The sequence below is a fragment of the Thermus hydrothermalis genome, from assembly GCF_022760925.1.
GTDB lineage: Bacteria > Deinococcota > Deinococci > Deinococcales > Thermaceae > Thermus > Thermus hydrothermalis.
This window is the reverse complement of record NZ_JAKTNT010000004.1, coordinates 1-18,183: the sequence shown is the minus strand read 5'-3', so window position 1 is coordinate 18,183 and position 18,183 is coordinate 1. Positions and strand designations below refer to the sequence as shown.

The window sequence follows — 18,183 nt, the reverse complement described above, 5'->3', positions numbered from 1 at the left end:
GGAAAGAGGCCCCCAAGCGGGGCTTTTTTTGAGGTAAGCATGCTTGCAGTCGGCATCGTAGGTCTACCCAACGTGGGCAAGTCCACCCTCTTTAACGCCCTGACCCGAGCCGGGGCGCTCGCCGCCAACTACCCCTTCGCCACCATTGACAAGAACGTGGGGGTGGTGCCCCTAGAGGACGAAAGGCTTTACGCCCTGCAGAAGGTTTTCGCCAAAGGGGAAAGGGTACCCCCCGTGGTCCCCACCCACGTGGAGTTCGTGGACATCGCCGGCCTCGTGAAGGGGGCCCATAAGGGGGAGGGGCTCGGGAACCAGTTTTTGGCCCATATCCGCGAGGTGGCGGCCATCGCCCACGTCCTCCGGTGCTTTCCCGACCCCGGGGTGGTGCACGTCATGGGCCGGGTGGACCCCTTGGAGGACGCCGAGGTGGTGGAGACCGAGCTCCTCCTCGCCGACCTCGCCACCTTGGAGCGCCGGCTTGAACGCCTGCGCAAGGAGGCCCGCGCTGACCGGGAGAAGCTTCCCCTTTTGGAGGCGGCGGAAGGCCTCTACGCCCACCTCCAGGCGGGAAAGCCCGCCCGCACCTTTCCCCCTTCCGAGGAACTAGGCCGTTTCCTCAAGGAAACCCCCCTCCTCACCGCCAAGCCGGTGATCTACGTGGCCAACGTGGCGGAGGAGGACCTACCCCAGGGGGCGGGGAACCCTCACGTCCAGGCGGTGCGGGAGAAGGCGGAGGCGGAAGGGGCGGAGGTGGTGGTGGTGTCCGCCAAGCTGGAGGCGGAACTGGCCGAGCTCTCGCAAGAGGAGGCTAAGGAGCTCCTCGCCGCCTACGGCCTTAAGGAAAGCGGCCTGCAGCGTTTGGCCCAGGCGGGGTACCGGGCCTTGGGCCTCCTCACCTTCTTCACCGCTGGGGAGAAGGAGGTGCGGGCTTGGACGGTGCGCCGAGGCGCCAAGGCCCCGGAGGCAGCGGGGGAGATCCACTCGGACATGGAAAGGGGCTTCATCCGGGCCGAGGTCATCCCCTGGGACCGGCTGGTGGAGGCGGGGGGGTGGGCCAAGGCCAAGGAGCGGGGCTGGGTGCGCTTGGAGGGCAAGGAGTACGAGGTGCAGGACGGAGATGTCCTTTTCGTGCTCTTCAACGCGTGATGCCCTTGCTGCTTGACCGAACCCGAAGCCTCCCCTAAGATGGGGGTTGCCTGGCGCCCTTGGCGGCGTAGCTCAGGTGGTTAGAGCACACGACTCATAATCGTGGTGTCGTGGGTTCGAGTCCCACCGCCGCCACCAGCGCCCCCGGGAAGGGACTTCCCGGGGCTTTCTTATCGCAAAATCCTCGCTTCCCCAGAAACAGGCGAACACCCCCTTGTCCCGCGTCATCCGAACACAATCATGTGGTCGTACCCGGTACAAAACCGAACACGGGAGGGGTTGTGTGGAAAGGCTATCGGAATGGTTTGGGGTGTTCTTGCAGGACGGGAAGGCTAGAGGGTTGTCGCCCAGGACCTTGGCCTTTTATGGGGAAGGGGTTAGGAGCATGCTTAGGATTGTGGGGGACAAGCGGGTGCAGGATTTAACGACGCAGGACCTTAGGGTCTTCCTCGCGCGGTCCCACGAGGAAGGGCTTAGCCCCGGTGGGGTTGTGGCGCGCTACCGGGCCGTGCGGCCCTTCCTCCGGTGGCTTGTGCGGGAGGGCGTCTTGGAACATGACCCCACGGCCAGGATGAAGCCGCCCAAGGCGCCACCCCCCGACCTTGCGGTGGTGAGGCCCGGGGAGGTACGCAAGATGCTCCTAGCGGCGGATGGTGGGAAGCACCCCTTCCGGGACAAGGCGATACTGCTTCTGCTTTGGGATACGGCGGCCCGGATAGGGGAGATTGTTGGCCTTAGGCTCGAGGATGTTCGCCCTGAAGGGATAAGGGTAAAGCGCAAGGGTGGGGCATACCAGGTGCTTCCCATTTCGGCGCCCACGCGGAGGGCGGTTTGGGCCTATCTTAGGAACGAAAGGCCAGAAAGCACAAGCGATGCCCTATTCCTTAGCGGTACGGGGAGGCCGATAACGGCCGATGCGGTCCGGCAAATGCTACGGCGGCTTGCTAGGGCGGCGGGCGTCCCCTACAAGTCCCCCCACGCCTTTCGTAGGGGCGCGGCGGTGGTCATGGTCAAGAACGGGATGAACCCCTATGCCCTGCAAATGCTTATGGGGCACCAGTCCCCAGCCATGACCGCCCACTATGTGCGGCTTGCGGAAAAGGACCTGAGGGAAATCCATGGCAAGGTATCACCTACCCTGGGCCTCCTTCGGGATGGTTAGCACGGCGCCTTCTACTTCCCGCAAAGGGACGCGCCAAACCACGCTATACCAAATGCGTCCGCCGCGGCCTTCGGTTTTCGTTATGTCCAAGTAGGGGCCCCATTTCTCCCCCCTTTCGGCGGCGATGGCGCGCAGGGTGGGAAGGTGGAGGGCAAGGGGCTCGTCGGCGTAGGCGATGACCAGGAGGTCGGCGGGGCTTGTCCACAGCCACCCCGGGGTGCCCCTGTCCAGGTCCGCGATGTCCTCTAGGAAGACCAGGGCGGTGCGAAGGGGGTGCAGGGTTCCCCGGTAGCGCTTGACCTGGACAGGGACGGGGAAGCCGGGGCGGTCAATGACAAGGTCAACGCCCTCGAGGTCCAGGCCGGGGGGCGCAGGGGTGATGGGGTAGCCCGGGTAAAGTTGGCCTAATAAGGCCCGGACTTTGGGGTCCGCTTCCGCCGCGCGGCCGTAGGCCAAGTCGGCGAAGAAGGAACGCGGGGTCATGGGCCACCCCCTTCCGCAAAGGCCGCAAGCGTTTGGGGGTCAGGAGGAAGCCCCGTGGCCTGGCAGAAGGCGCGAAGGGCCGTGGCCGAGGCTTTGCGGACGACGGGGGAAGGGCTTCGCAGGCCTGCCAGGTTAGCCCGCAAGAAGCGGGGGATGTCCACTACCACCACGCCAGGGGCTAGCCGCACAGGTTCAGCGGGGAGGGAGCGCGCCTTTTGTGTACCCGGGTACACAACCCTCCCCGTGGAGGCCCAAAAGCCCCGCGCGCCTTGAATGGCGTCGTAATGCCGACGTTGGGCGGCCTTCGCGAGGTACCGCGCCGCGGCCCGGGGGTCGCGCAAGGCTTCCGCGTGGAGCGTCAGCCCCGAACGCGCCGCCAGGACCTTTAGGCGGGCCAGAGGCACCCCGGCTACGATGCCGTGGGCATGGGGGAAAAAGGCGCCAGCGTCCGACCGCGTTTCTACCACGACGGCGAAAAGGGCCCCTTCCCGGCGAAGGCGAGCCGCGAACGCGGAAAAGCATTTGGCGATGGATGGGTGGACGGCGGCCAGGCGGCGGGCCTCATCCGGGGTGGGGGTGGTGGGGGTTAGGGTGAGGAAAAGGGCGGCAGGGCGCCCCGCCAGAGCCTCGGCGATGGCGTCCAAAATCGCGCGGCGCTTTTTATGCGTTCTATGTGAAGGGAAGGCCCGGAAGCGGCGGGTCTTTCCCGGACGGCCCCGGCGCTTGGGGGCGGCCCTTAGCGGCGGCGGTGGGTCGTCCTCCTGGTCCCCGCCTTCCCCGCCGTCTTCGCCACCCCCGCCCTCAGGTGGCCCGTTGGCGGCGGCGTCCGAGGTTCGGGTACCGGAAGCCTTGGAAGGGTGCGGCTTGGAGCGAGCGACGTTGGGACGGCGGGCGAGGAGGGTTTGCCGCCATATCAACCCGGGCATTACGTAACCCAAGTTGCTACCCAAGCATTCTCTGCACCATGAGCCCAAGGTTCTGGGCCAGGACGAAGGAGCGCACCTCCATGACGAAGCCCTCCTGGGTCACGGCGCGAACCCGCCTGGGAAAGGAGGCGTGGAGGGTGCTCCCCACCGTCTCCACCACCCGCCGCCCCACCACGGCCAGGTACTGGGGCCAAGGCACATAGCGCCGACCCTTCCCCCTTCGGATCCCCATGGGAACAAGCCCCTGCGCCTCCTTGAGCAGGTCCTCATGGAGATGGCGCTCGTACCCCCGGTCCAGGTAGCGCTCCGCCCCCTCGGGTAGCTCCAGGGGGAGGAGAAGGAAAGGGGTCAAACCATGCGGGCTTCCCGGGGTCAGGTTCACCTCGTGGAGGGACTTCCCATCGTCCACCCGGAGGTGGTGCTTCAGGCCGTGGAAGGGGACCCGCTCCCTGGGGATGAAGCCCCGGTAGACCCCATCCGGGAAGGGCCTGGCGCGAGGGGCACGAATGTTCTCACAGACCGGGAGGGGGAAGGTGTCCAGGGCACAGGCCTGGGCCTGGTGGAGGTTCTTCCAAACCTGGGCCAGGAGGTAGTGGAGGGGCAGGAGGAGGGGGGAGAGGGCGTGGAGCCTGCGGTGGAAGCGGCTTGGGGAGGGGATGTGGGTGAAGCGTTTCAGGTCTTGGGCGAGGGCCAGGGCTTTGTTGTGCTTGCCTCCCCGTTCCATGGCGGCCAAGATGGCCAGGGTGAGGATGGCGGATGCGGGGGTCTTGGCTTGGGGGTCATCCCGGTGGCCCAGGGCTTGGAGGGCATCGTCTAGGGTGCAGAGGGCCGGTAGGATGCGCGAAGGCATACCGGCCGCTATGGTTTCAAAGCCGGGGACAGGTGGCAACTTGGGTTAAAATAAAAGTGGGCTGTCCCAGGTGATGCGCTCCCAGGTAGTAAGCAAAGAATGGGTACTGACTGACGAGGACGGGACGGTGTAAAGGGTTTTGAACGATGTGACAGTTCGCTTCGGGTTGGTGATCGTTCTGAAGGGGTACCTATGGTAAATCTAAGGGTGGAAGAAGTCAGGGAAATCCTCCCTTTGTAACCTGAAGAGGTCGATCGCCACCGAGCAATGGGTCCTCGTTTGTTTGATTGGATGACTGGAGGGTAATACCATGATTTCCCGTATCGAAGCGCTCAATTACAAGTGCTTGCATTACATCAGCCAAGATCTTCGTCCATTCCAAATCTTGGTCGGACCGAACGCTAGCGGCAAGAGCACATTTTTGGATGTGCTAGTCTTTTTGCAGGATTTGTTGGAAGAAGGAGTTGAAGCGGCCGTTTTGGCGCGAGCGAATACCCTTCAGGAAATGACATGGAAGCGGCAATCGCAGACCTTCGAGTTGGCGATAGAAATGGAGGTTCCTCTGCCATTGTCGTCTAGTGGCTATCGCTCTTGTCGCTACGAAATTCGGGTCGGAGTTGGTACCGAGGGCGGCATTGTGCTTGAAAGGGAGACCTTTTGGTTGAAGCGTTCAAGTGATGAGGAGGAGAAGGGTCAAAGATTGCTTTTCCCTAGCGAACCGAGCCCGCCGGAAAGGATTGTTGCTGAGCCGGGGCAACACGCACCTGCTGGATGGCGGAAAGTCATTGGTCGCATAGCCGATGGCAGAGTCTATTTTCGTTCTGAGACCAGCGGCTGGAACTCGCCTTTCCGAATTGACCCCCGCAAAGCCGCCCTTGCCAATTTACCCGAGGACGAGGAGAGATTTCCGGTATCGCTATGGGCAAGGCGGATCATCCTTTCTGGGCTCCATCGCTTGATGCTAAACAGCCAACGAATGCGCGAACCCTGTCGTCCTGATGCGCCCAGGGCATTCCAGCCTGATGGTAGCAATTTGCCGCTCGTGGTGCGTCAACTGAGGGAAGGCTCACCTGAACGCTTTCACCGGTGGCTTGCCCACGTGAAGCAGGCGTTGCCCAACATCGAAGACATCGCTGTTCGGGAACGGGAAGTTGACCGCTTCCTCTTTTTGGACGTTCACTTTCCCCAAGACCTGAGATTGCCGAGTTGGATGCTGTCAGACGGGACTTTGCGTTTTTTGGCGCTTTCTCTACTAGCTTACCTTCCTGAAGCCGGAAAGATTTACCTGATTGAGGAGCCAGAGAACGGGATTCATCCGAAGGCTTTGGAGTTGGTTTTCCAGTCCATTTCGTCGGTATACGATGGTCAAGTGTTTGTCGCGACGCACTCGCCCTTGCTCTTGCAGTTGGCGAAGCCTGATGATTTGCTGTGTTTTGCCCTCACCCCTAACGGAGCGACAGACATTGTTCGTGGCGACATGCATCCCAAACTCCAAAAGTGGCGCGAAGAAGCGACTTTGGGCGACTTGCTGGCAGCGGGGGTGCTGGGGTGAAGGATATAGTGGTCCTCGTTGCGGACAAAAACATGGAAGCAGTCGTGCGAACCCTGTTGGAAAAGCGTTATCCTGCTTTGCAAATTTGTCCAGTGCAGGTTGATATATTTGTGCATCCACGGCGTGACCCTGGGGTTTTGCGCGAGGCGGAAAAATTCTTAAGTCCTTTTTCCGAAGAATACCGTTACGCCTTAGTTATATTTGACTACGAGGGTTGCGGTCAGGAACAAGATCCGCCTGAAAAACTTGAAACTGACCTCAAGAGCCGTTTAGAGCAATCGGGTTGGCAGGAGCGGTGTGAAGTGATAATTTTGGTGCCCGAGTTGGAGGTTTGGGTTTGGTCCAATTCGCCCCATGTACCTCAGGTTCTGGGTCTAACTCAGCAGCAGGTGAACCAGGTGTTGATAGGCTTTCCGAGGAACAAATTGGGTAAACCAGAGCGACCCAAGGAGGCAATGGAGAAATGCTTGCATTTGTCCAAGTTGCCGCGCTCGTCCAGCATATACGCTGAATTGGCGGGAAGTGTAAGCTTTCAACATTGTGCTGACCCAAGTTTTAACAAGCTGCGCGTCGCTTTACGGAAGTGGTTCCCTCCTTCGCGTTCTACTTGATCTCCAAGGTTAAATGCCTTGGTGTGCTACTTGATTTCCAGGCTCAGATGTGTAAGGAGAGGGGGTGCTATAAAACTTAACGAACCTTTACCTTCTCCACACAAAACCTTTTTGGTATCCATCCACATTTGGGCGAACGACACCCTCAAAGCCCTCCAAGCCCAAGGCCGCAAACTCCCAAAACCCCAAAAGCGCCAAAAAGCTACCCTCGCTGAACTCCTATCCCTCGCCCTCTTCTTCCTCGTTAGGAGGTCCAGACCTCGCCAAAGGCTACCCGGCTAGCAAAACCCTCCTCAAACCCTTCTTCCCCCTCCCTACCCTACCCCTCCCGCTTCTACCGCGTCCTCCAAGAAGCCGCCGACCTCCCCGCCCTCCTGGCCCAACGCCTGGCAGGCGGACCCGGCCTCCTCCAAGGGGTGGACCGCAAACCCCTACCCCTAGCCCACGGCCACCGCATCCACACCCTCTTCTTCCCCCATGCTGCTATAGAGGTGGGACCTTTGGGAGCGTTGGCTGGGCTTGTCCTGGGGGCGGTGATGAACGAGCGGGGACGCTTCTTTCGCTTTGCCCTTTTGACCGGGAACGCTCGGGAGAAGTGAAGCGAGGGGCTATCCGCTGTGCTGGGGGATCGGGGATTTCGGTGGGTAGCGGGGGTTAAGACACTTCCCTGCCGGTTGCGTGGAGGGAAGCGGGTGGAAACGGGAGGGGAGGGATGGATGGGGCGGGTGAGGAACTGGATGGAGACGCGGTTGAGCGTGTTGGTGCGTTCGCTTGGGTTTCACCGGATGGAGGCGAGGTCGTGGTTGGGGTTGGTGGCGCGGGTGGGTCCCCTTCGCTTGGCCCACAACCTCATCCGGAGCCGGGTGTTGTTGAAGATGGCGGGAGATGAGGATTTCAAAAGCTTCGGCCAAGGACAACTTGAAAACCTTGTCCAGCACCCGGTTCCAAAGGGGAAGGGTAGCAGCCACTTAGCCCCGTAAGGGGATTGATACGGTCTTGCCCGTCAAGCCACCCGGGCTGGCTTGTCGCCGTGGAGTCGTCATGGGCTACCCTTTTCGCCTTTTAAGCCGCTAGAGTGGGAGGCATGGAACGGCCTACCTCTGCCCGGCTTTTCGCCGAGGCGAACGAGCACATTCCAGGCGGCGTTTCTAGCCCTGTGCGGGCCTTTAGGGCCGTGGGGGGAACCCCCGTCTTCCTCGTGCGAGGGGAAGGGGCCTACGCCTTTGACGCCGACGGCAACCGCTACCTGGACTACGTGATGAGCTGGGGTCCCCTCATCCTGGGCCACGCCCACCCGGAGGTGGTGGCCCGGGTGAAGGAGGTGGCGGAAAAGGGGCTCACCTTTGGGGCGCCGCACCCCTTGGAGGTGGCCCTGGCCCAGGCGGTGAAGCGGGCCTATCCGGGGGTGGACCTGGTGCGTTTCGTGAGCACAGGGACCGAGGCCACCATGTCCGCCATCCGTCTCGCCCGGGGGTACACGGGCAGGAAGTACGTGGTGAAGTTCCGGGGCAACTACCACGGCCACGCGGACGGCCTCCTGGTGGAGGCGGGCTCGGGGGCCCTCACCTTCGGCGTGCCCTCCAGCGCCGGCGTGCCCGAGGAGTACGCCCGGCTCACCCTGGTCCTGGAGTACAACGACCCTGAGGGGCTAAGGGCGCTTTTGCGCACGCGGGGCGAGGAGGTCGCCGCCATCATCTTTGAGCCCGTGGTGGGGAACGCTGGGGTACTCATCCCCACGGAGGAGTTTCTCAAGGCCCTCCTCGAGGCCCAAAACTACGGCGTCCTCCTTATCGCCGACGAGGTGATGACGGGCTTCCGCCTGGCCTTCGGCGGGGCCACGGAGCGGCTTGGCCTAAAGCCCGACCTCATCACCCTGGGGAAGATCCTGGGCGGAGGGCTTCCCGCCGCCGCCTACGCCGGGAGGCGGGAGATTATGGAGAAGGTGGCCCCCTTGGGGCCCGTCTACCAGGCGGGGACGCTTTCCGGAAACCCCTTGGCCATGGCGGCGGGCCTGGCCACCCTGGAGATTTTGGAGAAAAACCCCGGCCACTACGCCCACTTGGAGGCCCTGGGGGCCAAGCTGGAGGCAGGCCTAAAGGAGGTCCTCTCCGCCAAGGGCATCCCCCACGCCGTGAACCGCATGGGCTCCATGCTCACCGTGTTCTTCACGGAAGGCCCTGTGGTCACCTTCCAGGACGCCAAGCGCACGGACACCGAGCTCTTCAAGCGCTTCTTCCACGGCCTCCTGGACCGGGGGGTGTACTGGCCGCCCTCCAACTTTGAGGCGGCCTTCCTCTCCGTGGCCCACACGGAGGAGGACGTGGAGAAGACCCTGGAGGCGCTGCAAAAGGCCCTGTGATGCGGCTTAAGGACCCCATCTGCGCCATCGCCACCCCGCCCGGGAAGGGGGCCATCGGGGTGGTGCGCCTCTCCGGGGAAGGGGCATTGGAGGTGGCGGCGAGGGTGTGGCGGGGGAAGGACCCAAGGGGGCTAAAGGGGGGGCGCTTCACCCTGGGGGAGGTGGTGGACCCCGAAACGGGGGAGGTGCTGGACCAGGCCCTCCTCCTCGTCTTCCGGGCCCCCCGGTCCTACACGGGGGAGGACGCCTGCGAGTTCCACACCCACGGCTCCCCGGCGGTGCTCCGGCGGGTCCTCGAGGCCCTCTACCGGGCGGGGGCGAGGCCCGCTGGGCCTGGGGAGTTCACCCTGCGCGCCTACCTCAACGGCAAGCTGGACCTGGCCCAGGCGGAAGCGGTCTTGGCCCTGGTGGAGGCGGAAGGGGACCTGGCCCGCAGGCAGGCCCTAAGGGCCCTGGAGGGGGCCTTTTCCCGCCGGATAGAAGCCTTGGAAAACCGGCTTCTGGACCTCTTCGCCCACATCCAGGCCCTTTTGGACTACCCCGAAGAGGGGGTGGAGCCTGTGGAGGCGGAACGCACCATCCGGGAGGTCCTGGGGGAGGTGGAGGGCCTCCTCGCCCAAGCCCGGGCCTCCCGGCTTGCGCAGAAGGGGGCCCGCCTCGCCCTCATCGGGGCCCCCAACGCCGGGAAAAGTAGCCTCCTGAACGCCCTTTTGGGCTACGAGCGGGCCCTCGTTTCCCCCATCCCCGGCACCACCCGGGACTACCTCGAGGCCCCCCTGGAGCTTTCCGGCATCCCCCTAGTGGCGGTGGACACCGCCGGGGTGCGGGACACGGAGGACCCCTTGGAGCGGGCCGGTGTGGAAAGGGCCCTGAGGATCGCCGAGGAGGCGGACCTCATCCTCTACGTGGCCGACCGCTCCGCCCCCAGGCCCGCCCCGCCCCCCTTGCCCTGGGAGCGCACCCTGAAGGTGGCCACCAAGGCGGACCTGCCCCCCGCCTGGGAAGACCCCGCCTTCCTCCCCGTTTCCAGCCGCACGGGAGAGGGGATGGACCGGCTCAAGGAGGCCATCCACCGGGCCCTCCTCGGGGAGGGGGCTGGGGAGTTCCTCCTCACGGAAAGGCAGGTGGAGGCCCTCCACCGCATCCGGGAGAGGCTCCTTGAGGCCCTCTCCTTGCCCCAGGACCTCATGGGCCTGGCCCTGCAGGAGGCCCTGGAGGCCCTAAGCGCCCTCCGCGGCCGGGGAGAGGTGGCGGAGGCGGTGGTGGCCCGGGTCTTCCAGAACTTCTGCGTGGGCAAGTAGCTAGGGCAGGAAGCCCTCCAAAATCTCCTCCACCTGGTCCGTTTCAATGAGGAAGGCGTCGTGCCCGTGGGGGCTTTTGATCTCCCGGTAGCGCCCCCCGCTCAGGCGGGCGAGGTGCCGCACCTCCCAGGCGGGGTAGAGGAGGTCCGTGTCAATCCCCACGAAGAGGGAGGGGATGGACCGGAGGCGCTTCAGGGCCTCCTCCACCCCCTCCCGGCCCCGGCCCACATCGTGGGTGTCCATGGCCCGGGAGAGGACCAGGTAGCTTTCGGCGTGGAAGCGCTTTAAGAACTTCTCCCCCTGGTGGTCCAGGTAGGTTTCCCCAAGCTCCGGCTCCCCGCCCCAGCGGGCCTCAAACCCCTCGGGGGCCCGGTAGCTCATCATGGCGATGCCCCGGGCGAGGGCCATGCCCTTGGGGGCGGGATGGCCCTTCTGGTACTCGGGGTCTTGCAGGATGGCCTGGCGGGCGAGGTGGTTGAAGGCCCGGGCCCAGGGCCCATGCCGGGCGGGGGCCGCCAGGACCACCAGCTTTTTCACCCGCTCGGGGTACATGAGGGCGAACTCCAAGGCCACCATCCCCCCGAGGCTTCCCCCGATCACCGTGGCCCTTTCTACCCCCAGGTGGTCCAAAAGCCTCGCCTGGACCCGGGCCAGGTCGCGGATGGTGAGGGGGGGGAAGTCCTTGCCGTAGGGCCTCCCTGTGCGGGGGTCCAGGGAGAGGGGGCCGGTGGAGCCGTAGCAGCTTCCCAGGTGGTTGGCGGAGACCACGTAGTAGAGGGCGGGGTCCAGGATGCGGCCTGGGCCCACCAGGCTATCCCACCAGCCCTCCCGGCCGAAGGCCTGCTCCAGGGGGGAGAGGCTTTGGAAGGTGGCCTCATCGTAGGTTCCCGCCAGGTGGGCGCTGCCCGTGAGGGCGTGGAAGACGAGGACGGCGTTGTCCCGCTTGCGGGAAAGCCTCCCGTAGGTTTCAAAGCGGAGGCGCACCTCGGGCAGGAAGCCCCCAAGCTCCGTGTAAAACCCTTCCCGCCTGGGGAAGAGGACGGCGGTGCGGGGTTTGGGCGGGGGGATGGAGAGGGGGGAGCGGGGCGGCTTGAGGAGGAGGGCCTCGTGGTCCCCCCAGGCCTCGAGGGTGATCTCGCTCATGCTAGGGCCTCCTCTAGCTCCGCCTTTAGGTCCTCCACGTGCTCCAGGCCCACGCTAAGCCGCACCATCTCCGGGGAAACCCCCGCCAAGGCCTGCTCCTCGGGGGAGAGCTGGGAGTGGGTGGTGGAGGCGGGGTGGATGGCCAGGGTGCGGGTGTCCCCCACGTTGGCCAGGTGGGAGATGAGCTTAAGCCGGGAGATGAAGCGCTTCGCCCCCTCGTACCCCTCCTTCAGGCCAAAGGTGAGGACCGCCCCGGGCTTGCCCCGGAAGTACTTCTGGGCCCTGGGGTAGTGGGGGTGGTCCTCGAGGCCCGGGTAGTTCACCCAGGCCACCTTGGGGTGCTCCTTGAGCCAGTGGGCCAGGTGCAAGGTGTTCTCCACGTGGCGCTCGGCCCTCAGGGAGAGGGTTTCCATCCCCAAAAGGACCACCCAGGCCTCAAAGGGGCCCAGGGCCTGCCCCTGGTCCCGGAGGCCGTCCACCCGGGCCTTGACGATGAAGGCGAGCTCGCCGAAGGCCTCCGTGAGCCTCAGGCCGTGGTAGCCCGGCTGGGGTTCGGTGAGGAGGGGGTAGCGGCCGTTGTCCCAGGGGAAGCTCCCCCCGTCCACAAGGCCTCCGGCGATCACCGCCCCGTGCCCCCCCACCCACTTGGTGAGGGAGTGGGTGACCAGGGCGGCCCCCCATTCCAGGGGCCTCAGGAGGTAGCCCCCCATGCCGAAGGTGTTGTCCACGATGAGGGCCACCCCGGCTTCCCGGGCCGCTTGGGCCAGGGCCTCGAGGTCGGGGATGTTCAGGGCGGGGTTGCCCACGGACTCCACCCACCAGGCCCGCGTCCTTTCGTCGGTGAGGGCCAAGAACTCTTCCGGCCGCTCCTCGCGGGAGGTGAAGCGCACCTCAATCCCAAGGCGCTTCAGGGTCACCTTGAACTGGTTGAAGGTGCCGCCGTAGAGGTTCGGGGTGGAAACGATGTTGTCCCCCGCCTGGGCCAGGGTGGTGAGGGTGAGGAACTGGGCGGCGTGGCCGCTGCTCGTGGCCAGCGCCGCCTTTCCCCCTTCTAGGGCGGCGAGGCGCTTTTCCAGCACGTCCACCGTGGGGTTCATGATGCGGGAGTAGATGTTGCCAAAGGCCCGCAAGGCGAAGAGGTCGGCGGCGTGCTCGGGGCTTTGGAAGACGTAGCTCGTGGTGGGGTAGATGGGAACCTGGCGGCTTAACGTGGTGGGTTCCGGCTCGTAACCGGCGTGGAGCTGCAGGGTCTCAAAGCGCATCCTTGGCCTCCTTTCCAACACCCGGCCTGGGGCGCTTGGAAGGGGCCAGAAAAAGCCCCTTCCCGGCAAGACCGTTCTCTCGCCAAGAAGGGGTTGGGCGTGGCGCTTACCCCCCTCTCTTATCGTCCCCGGGCGTTTCCCCCGCCCGGGCCGGCGTTGGCACCAGCCCCGCCCGCTTCCGGCCATGGAACGGAAGGGACGGGAGGTTGCCGCGGTTTCACTGGGCCGTACCCTCCACCGCTCTGGATAAGAGAACGGGCTGGTTTTCGCCGCGCCCCGGCGCGGTTAGGAGCTAGTGTAGGAAAACCCGCCTCCCCCGTCAACCCCTTTGACCTTTTCCCCTCCATGGCCTATACTGGCTTCCGCTACGGGGAGTAGCGCAGCCCGGTAGCGCACCTCGTTCGGGACGAGGGGGTCGCTGGTTCAAATCCAGTCTCCCCGACCAGGGAAGCCGGCCTAAGGGCCGGCTTTTCCGTATACTCCGGGCGTGGGCTTCTGGGCGGGGCTTGCCCTACTCTTGCTTGGGCTCCACCTGGTGGGGGAGGGGCTTTCCGCCCTCAAGGCCAGGCGGCACCTCCTGGCCCGGGCCCTCGGCCATCCCTTGGGCGTTTTGGGGGCAGGGTTTTTCTTGGGGCTCCTTTCGGGGAGCGGCACGGGGTTCTCCCTCCTGGCCCTGGGCCTTCTGGAAAGCGGGGTGCTCGGCCTTGGGCGGGCCGCCCTCCTCTCCTTGGCCGCCACGGCGGGGGCGGCCTTCTGGGTGGGGGTGGTTTCCCTGGCGCAGCGGGGGTTGGCGGAGGCCCTCCTGGCCCTTGGGCTTCCCTTCCTCCTATGGCCGAGCCTCCGCCGGGTGGCCTTCTTTTTCCTCGGGCTTGGGCTCCTTTTCCTGGGCTTTTTGCGCATGGGGGAGGGGGTGGAAAGCCTAAGGCCCCTTTTGGCCCTCTTGGACCCAGGCCCCTTGGGCCTTTACCTTTTGGGCTTTTTCCTGGCCTTCCTGCTCGCCACCGCCAACGGGGTGGCGGCCCTGGCCTTGGCCCTTTCCCCGGCCTTGGGCCAGGCAGGGGCCATGGCCTTGGTCCTGGGGGCGGGGGTGGGGGTTTCCGGGGCCCTCTTTTGGGCCTATGTGGCGGGCAGGCGGGAGGCCTTGCCCCTGGGGGCGGTGCTCCTCGCCCACCGCTTTCTCCTTTCCTTGCCCCTTCTGGGGCTCTTGCCCTGGTTTGGCCCCTTGGGGGTGGTGGGGTTTCACGCCCTGGCGCACCTCGCCTTCGCCTTGGGGTTCTTGCCCTTGGGGGAGCGGTATGCCGCCTTGGCGGGCAGGCTTTTTCCCAAGCGGGGCGTGGCCCCCAAGTACCTCTCCCAGGAGGCCCTGGAAACGCCGGGCCTTGCCTTTGCCTTGGTGCAACGGGAGCTTGCCCGGGTGGCGGATGCGGTGCGGGGGATGTTAGCCCAGGCGGTGAGGGTCCTGGCCCAGGAAGAGGGGGGCGAGGCGGAGCTTGTCCCCTTGGAGGAGAAGGTGGACCGCCTCACCCGGGAGGTGGTCCTCTACACGGCGGAGCTCTCCACCCGCACCAAGGACGAGCGGGCGGTGCGCTTTTTCGTCATGGCCTCGGAGCTGGAGCACCTGGGGGATTTGGTGCGGCGGATTGTGCGCCAGGCGGAGAGGCTTTGGGCGCAGGGGCTCACCTTTAGCCCGGAGGGGCGGGAGGACCTTTTGGAGGCCATGCGGGAGGTCCTAAAGCGGCTTGAGCTTCTGGCGGCCGCCTTGGGTACCGGGGACAAGGCTTTGGCGGAGGAGGTCCTGCGGCAGGCTCCCGCCCTGGAAGCGTTTCTGGACCGCTTGCGCCGGGCCCACCTGGCCCGCCTCGAGGGGGGAAGGGCGGAGAGCCGGGCCACCACCTTGGCCCACCTGGACCTCCTCATCACCCTGGAGGAGCTCGGGGGCGGGGTGGAGAGGCTTTGCCGCCTGGTCCTGGAGCTTTAAGCTAAGGGGCGTGGTGAGGATTCTGGGCGGCAAGGCCAAGGGGGTGCCCCTCAAGGTGCCCGCCTCGGCGAGGCCCTCCCCGGTGCGGCTCAGGAAGGCCCTTTTTGACTACCTGCGCCTTCGCTACCCGGCCAAGGGACGCTTTTTGGACCTCTATGCGGGGAGCGGGGCGGTGGGCCTCGAGGCCGCCAGCGAGGGCTGGCAGGCCACCTTGGTGGAAAAGGACCCCGAGGCCGTCCGCCTCCTTCAGGAAAACGCCCGGCGCACGGGGCTTCCCGTGCGCATCGTGCCCCTGCCCGTGGAGGTCTTCCTGCCCGAGGCGAAGGCCAAAGGGGAGCGCTACACCGTGGCCTTCATGGCCCCGCCGTACCTCCTGGACCTGGTGGCGGCCTTCCAGGCCCTTTTGGAAAGCGGTCTGGTGGAGGAAGGCGGGCTTTACATCCTGCAGCACCCCAAGGACCTCCTATTTCCCCTAGGGGAGCGGCGGGTTTACGGGGAAAACGCCCTCACCTTCGTGGAGGTATGAATGCACGTGGTCTATCCCGGAAGCTTTGATCCCCTCACCAACGGCCACCTGGACGTGATCCAGCGGGCGAGCCGCCTCTTTGACAAGGTGACCGTGGCCGTCTTGGAAAACCCCAACAAGCGGGGCCAGTACCTCTTCACCGCCGAGGAGCGCTTAAGCATCATCCGGGAGGCCACGGCCCACCTGCAAAACGTGGAGGCCCACACCTTCTCCGGCCTCCTGGTGGACTTCGTGAGGCGGGTGGGGGCCCAGGCCATCGTGAAGGGCCTCCGGGCGGTTTCCGACTACGAGTACGAGCTCCAGATGGCCCACCTCAACCGCCAGCTCCTGCCGGGGTTGGAAACCCTTTTTATCCTGGCGGCCACCCGCTACTCCTTCGTGTCCAGCACCATGGTGAAGGAGATCGCCCGCTACGGGGGGGATGTCTCCAAGCTGGTCCCCCCCGCCACCCTCCGGGCCCTCAAGGCCAAGTTCGGCTAACGCCGCTGGGTGACGTAGACCCCGAGGGCGATGAGGAGGAGCCCCGGGAGGTCCATTCCCTTGGGGGCTTCCCCCAGGAGGAGGATGCTCAGGAGGAGGGCGAGGGCGGGGGTCAGGTTCATGAAGGGGGCCACCAGGCTTGCGGGGTGGCGCTTGAGCACTTCCCCCCAGAGGGTGAAGGCGAGGAAAGCGCCCCCCAAGGCGGTGTAGAGGAGGGCGGCCCATCCCTTGGGGCTCGCCTCTGGGAAGGGCCAGGCGAGGGCTAGGGGAAGGAGAAGGAGGCTTCCTAAGAGCATGCTGGCCGCCGTGACCTCCAGGGGCTCGCGCCTTTGCACCGCCAGGGTGACCCCCACGCTATAGCCCCCCCACAGGAGGGCGGCCAGGACCAGGAGGAGGTCCCCAAGAAGCCGGTTTCCACCCCCGCCTGCGGCGTGGCTTAGGGCCAAAAGGACCACCCCGCTCCCCGAAAGGAGAAGCCCGAGAAGGAGCTTGGGGGCAAAAGGTTTGCGGAAGTAAAGGCTGTAGGCGAAGGCGGTGGAGAGGGGGTAAAGGGCGGCCACCGCCGCCGCGTCCGAGGCCGGGGCGAGCCGCACCCCGGAGAAAAAGACCAGGTTGAACACCGCTACCCCGCTTAGGGCGAGGAAAAGGGTCTGGCCCAAGGGCCTTAGGCGGGGGAGGCGGCGGAGGACGAGGAGGAAGAAGGGGAGGGCGAGGGCGAAGCGCAAAAAGGAGCCCCACGCCGGGCCCACCTCGCCCATGGCTATGCGGGAGGCCACCACGTTGAGCGCCCAGAGGAAGGGGGGCAGGTAGACCAAGGGGTCGCGGTGGGGCGGCATAGGCCCAGTATCCGCTAAAATCCCCTTGGAGGTCAGCATGAAGGCGTTTTCCGCCAAGTACGGGAACACCCTGGAGTTCGGCCACCTCATCGGGGGTGAGGAGGTATGGGAAGGGGAGGCCTTGGAGCGCCATAACCCCTCGGACCGGGAAGACCTGGTGGCCCGCTTTCCTGAGGGCACCAAGGACACCCTGCGCAAGGCGGCCCTCAAGGCCCGGGAGGCCTTTGAGGTCTGGAGCCGCACCCCGGCCCCGGTGCGGGGGCAGGTGCTCTTCAACCTGGCGAAGATCCTGGAGCGGGAAAAGCCCACCCTGACCCGCCTCATGGTGCGGGAGGTGGGGAAGACCTTCAAGGAGGCGGGCGGGGACGTGCAGGAGGCCATAGACACCGCCCTCTTCTTCGCCTCCGAGGGGCGGAGGCTCTATGGGCAGACCGTGCCCAGCGAGATGCGGGACAAGGAGCTCTTCACCTTCCGCAGACCCCTAGGGGTGGTGGGCATGATCACCGCCGGCAACTTCCCCATCGCCGTGCCCAGCTGGAAGCTCATCCCGGCGGTCCTCACGGGAAACACCGTGGTCTGGAAGCCCTCGGACGACTCCCCCACCCTCTCCTACGTCTTCGTCAAGCTCTTTGAGGAGGCGGGCCTGCCCCCTGGGGTCATCAACGTGGTCTTCGGCGGGGGTAAGGGCTCCACCGGCCAGTGGCTGGTGGAGCTCATGGACGAGGGGCTTCTCAACAAGTTCGCCTTCACGGGGAGCACCCAGGTGGGGCGCTGGATCGGGGAGGTGGCGGGGCGGAACCTCATCCGGCCCACCCTGGAGCTGGGGGGCAAGAACCCCCTGGTGGTCATGCGGGACGCCGATCTGGACCTGGCGGTGGAGGGGGCCTGGTGGAGCGCCTTCGCCACGGGAGGGCAACGGTGCACCAGCGCCGGGAACATCCTGGTGGACGCCCCTATTTATGAAGAGTTCAAAAAGCGCTTCCTGGAGCGCACCGAGGCCACGGTGGTGGGCAACCCCCTCCTCCACCCCGAGGTCACCTACGGCCCCTTCCTCAACGAAAGGCTTTTCCGCCGCTGGGAGGAGCACTACGCCTGGGGCAAGGAGGACGGGGCCACCCTCCTTTTCGGCAAGGGGCGGATTACCCGGGACAACCCCTACCCCCGCTTCCTGGGGGACCCTGAGGCGGGGCTTTACGGCTGGCCCACGGTGTGGGAGGCGGCCCCCGGCATGCGCCAGTTCCAGGAGGAGATCTTCGGGCCCACCATCAACCTGGTGAAGGTGGACGGGATTGAGGAGGCCATCCGGGTGGCCAACGCCACGCCCTACGGCCTTTCCAGCGCCATCTACACCAACCACCGACACTGGGCCTACCTCTTCAAGGTGGGCATCCGGGCGGGCATGACCAGCATCAACAACGCCACCGTGGGGGCCGAGGCCCACCTGCCCTTCGGCGGCGTGAAGGCGAGCGGCAACGGGGCCCGGGAGTCGGGCATCTGGGTGATTGAGGAGTACACTTAACCCAAGTTGCTACCTATCCCCTGGATCTGAAAAAATAGTGGCCGCTATG

At 65.5% G+C, this 18,183-nt stretch carries 16 protein-coding genes, 2 tRNA genes, 1 pseudogene and 1 riboswitch; of the genes and pseudogenes, 13 read left to right on the top strand and 6 right to left on the bottom strand.

Annotation, left to right across the window (positions count from 1 at the left end; translation table 11 throughout):
- Positions 1-39: 39 nt before the first annotated feature.
- From ychF to L0C60_RS03365, 3 genes are all read left to right on the top strand, one after another.
- Positions 40-1,146: a redox-regulated ATPase YchF gene (gene ychF / locus L0C60_RS03375; protein WP_234503714.1), complete on the top strand. Its 1,107-nt coding sequence runs from the start codon at positions 40-42 to the stop codon at positions 1,144-1,146.
- A 61-nt stretch (positions 1,147-1,207) separates the two neighbouring features.
- Positions 1,208-1,284, top strand: a tRNA-Met gene (locus L0C60_RS03370).
- Between the two features lie 145 nt (positions 1,285-1,429).
- A complete protein-coding gene (locus L0C60_RS03365; RefSeq protein ID WP_341474656.1) occupies positions 1,430-2,308 on the top strand; it encodes a tyrosine-type recombinase/integrase in 879 nt (292 codons plus the stop codon).
- Here L0C60_RS03365 and L0C60_RS03360 read toward each other — a convergent pair.
- The 3 genes from L0C60_RS03360 to L0C60_RS03350 all read right to left on the bottom strand — a co-directional run bounded on the left by L0C60_RS03360 (position 2,276) and on the right by L0C60_RS03350 (position 4,567).
- Positions 2,276-2,791 (bottom strand): hypothetical protein, encoded by a 516-nt coding sequence (locus L0C60_RS03360; protein WP_234503760.1) that lies wholly within the window; start codon positions 2,789-2,791, stop codon positions 2,276-2,278. The genes L0C60_RS03365 and L0C60_RS03360 overlap by 33 nt on opposite strands.
- Positions 2,788-3,435, bottom strand: a complete 648-nt coding sequence (locus L0C60_RS03355) for a hypothetical protein (RefSeq protein ID WP_234503763.1) — start codon at positions 3,433-3,435, stop codon at positions 2,788-2,790. Before L0C60_RS03355 ends, L0C60_RS03360 begins: the two co-directional genes overlap by 4 nt.
- Before the next feature lie 298 nt (positions 3,436-3,733).
- On the bottom strand, positions 3,734-4,567 hold the full coding sequence (locus tag L0C60_RS03350; RefSeq protein ID WP_234503765.1) for an IS982 family transposase: 834 nt from the start codon (positions 4,565-4,567) through the stop codon (positions 3,734-3,736).
- A gap of 310 nt (positions 4,568-4,877) precedes the next feature.
- On the opposite strand from L0C60_RS03350, the gene mads3 reads away from it, so the two are divergent.
- The 5 genes and pseudogenes from mads3 to mnmE all read left to right on the top strand — a co-directional run bounded on the left by mads3 (position 4,878) and on the right by mnmE (position 10,390).
- Positions 4,878-6,119, top strand: coding sequence for a methylation-associated defense system AAA family ATPase MAD3 (gene mads3, locus L0C60_RS03345; RefSeq protein WP_234503768.1), 1,242 nt, complete (start codon positions 4,878-4,880; stop codon positions 6,117-6,119).
- 8 nt (positions 6,120-6,127) lie between these two features.
- Positions 6,128-6,730: a methylation-associated defense system protein MAD4 gene (mads4, locus tag L0C60_RS03340; protein ID WP_234503771.1), complete on the top strand. Its 603-nt coding sequence runs from the start codon at positions 6,128-6,130 to the stop codon at positions 6,728-6,730.
- 69 nt (positions 6,731-6,799) lie between these two features.
- Positions 6,800-7,620: pseudogene (locus tag L0C60_RS12950) on the top strand (transposase family protein); the annotation flags it as partial.
- Positions 7,621-7,814: 194 nt separating this feature from the next.
- Positions 7,815-9,089, top strand: a complete 1,275-nt coding sequence (gene hemL / locus L0C60_RS03330; protein ID WP_234503775.1) for a glutamate-1-semialdehyde 2,1-aminomutase — start codon at positions 7,815-7,817, stop codon at positions 9,087-9,089.
- Entirely contained in the window at positions 9,089-10,390 is a 1,302-nt protein-coding gene (mnmE, locus tag L0C60_RS03325; protein WP_234503776.1) for a tRNA uridine-5-carboxymethylaminomethyl(34) synthesis GTPase MnmE, read from the top strand. The genes hemL and mnmE overlap by 1 nt, the downstream gene beginning before the upstream one ends.
- Here the strand turns inward: mnmE and metX are convergent, their stop codons facing one another.
- Positions 10,391-11,533 carry a homoserine O-acetyltransferase MetX gene (metX, locus tag L0C60_RS03320; RefSeq protein ID WP_234503778.1) on the bottom strand — a complete coding sequence of 381 codons (1,143 nt, stop codon included), beginning with the start codon at positions 11,531-11,533 and terminating at the stop codon, positions 10,391-10,393. It lies immediately after the preceding gene.
- Complete coding sequence (locus tag L0C60_RS03315; RefSeq protein ID WP_234503781.1) at positions 11,530-12,795, bottom strand: O-acetylhomoserine aminocarboxypropyltransferase/cysteine synthase family protein; 1,266 nt, start codon at positions 12,793-12,795, stop codon at positions 11,530-11,532. Before L0C60_RS03315 ends, metX begins: the two co-directional genes overlap by 4 nt.
- 116 nt (positions 12,796-12,911) lie before the next feature.
- Positions 12,912-13,048, bottom strand: a riboswitch (SAM riboswitch).
- A gap of 115 nt (positions 13,049-13,163) precedes the next feature.
- Between L0C60_RS03315 and L0C60_RS03310 the strand changes: the two genes are divergently transcribed.
- The 4 genes from L0C60_RS03310 to coaD all read left to right on the top strand — a co-directional run bounded on the left by L0C60_RS03310 (position 13,164) and on the right by coaD (position 15,779).
- A tRNA-Pro gene (locus L0C60_RS03310) sits at positions 13,164-13,240 on the top strand.
- A 42-nt stretch (positions 13,241-13,282) separates the two neighbouring features.
- On the top strand, positions 13,283-14,773 hold the full coding sequence (locus L0C60_RS03305; protein WP_234503785.1) for a PhoU domain-containing protein: 1,491 nt from the start codon (positions 13,283-13,285) through the stop codon (positions 14,771-14,773).
- A gap of 10 nt (positions 14,774-14,783) precedes the next feature.
- On the top strand, positions 14,784-15,299 hold the full coding sequence (locus L0C60_RS03300) for an RsmD family RNA methyltransferase (RefSeq protein WP_234503787.1): 516 nt from the start codon (positions 14,784-14,786) through the stop codon (positions 15,297-15,299).
- The gene (coaD, locus tag L0C60_RS03295; RefSeq protein WP_234503788.1) at positions 15,300-15,779 is read left to right on the top strand and encodes a pantetheine-phosphate adenylyltransferase; all 480 of its coding nucleotides are present in this window, start codon (positions 15,300-15,302) and stop codon (positions 15,777-15,779) included.
- On the opposite strand, the gene L0C60_RS03290 is transcribed toward coaD, so the two are convergent.
- Positions 15,776-16,615 (bottom strand): DMT family transporter, encoded by an 840-nt coding sequence (locus L0C60_RS03290; protein ID WP_234503790.1) that lies wholly within the window; start codon positions 16,613-16,615, stop codon positions 15,776-15,778. The genes coaD and L0C60_RS03290 overlap by 4 nt on opposite strands.
- A 37-nt stretch (positions 16,616-16,652) precedes the next feature.
- Between L0C60_RS03290 and L0C60_RS03285 the strand changes: the two genes are divergently transcribed.
- Positions 16,653-18,134: an aldehyde dehydrogenase family protein gene (locus L0C60_RS03285; protein ID WP_243092517.1), complete on the top strand. Its 1,482-nt coding sequence runs from the start codon at positions 16,653-16,655 to the stop codon at positions 18,132-18,134.
- Positions 18,135-18,183: the final 49 nt, after the last annotated feature.

Coding starts and splice junctions, on each gene's coding strand:
- ychF (WP_234503714.1), top strand. CDS start 40: ATGCTTGCAGTCGGCATCGTAGGTCTACCCAACGTGGGCAAGTCCACC.
- L0C60_RS03360 (WP_234503760.1), bottom strand. CDS start 2,791: ATGACCCCGCGTTCCTTCTTCGCCGACTTGGCCTACGGCCGCGCGGCG.
- L0C60_RS03350 (WP_234503765.1), bottom strand. CDS start 4,567: ATGCCTTCGCGCATCCTACCGGCCCTCTGCACCCTAGACGATGCCCTC.
- mads3 (WP_234503768.1), top strand. CDS start 4,878: ATGATTTCCCGTATCGAAGCGCTCAATTACAAGTGCTTGCATTACATC.
- hemL (WP_234503775.1), top strand. CDS start 7,815: ATGGAACGGCCTACCTCTGCCCGGCTTTTCGCCGAGGCGAACGAGCAC.
- mnmE (WP_234503776.1), top strand. CDS start 9,089: ATGCGGCTTAAGGACCCCATCTGCGCCATCGCCACCCCGCCCGGGAAG.
- metX (WP_234503778.1), bottom strand. CDS start 11,533: ATGAGCGAGATCACCCTCGAGGCCTGGGGGGACCACGAGGCCCTCCTC.
- L0C60_RS03315 (WP_234503781.1), bottom strand. CDS start 12,795: ATGCGCTTTGAGACCCTGCAGCTCCACGCCGGTTACGAGCCGGAACCC.
- coaD (WP_234503788.1), top strand. CDS start 15,300: ATGCACGTGGTCTATCCCGGAAGCTTTGATCCCCTCACCAACGGCCAC.
- L0C60_RS03290 (WP_234503790.1), bottom strand. CDS start 16,615: ATGCCGCCCCACCGCGACCCCTTGGTCTACCTGCCCCCCTTCCTCTGG.
- L0C60_RS03285 (WP_243092517.1), top strand. CDS start 16,653: ATGAAGGCGTTTTCCGCCAAGTACGGGAACACCCTGGAGTTCGGCCAC.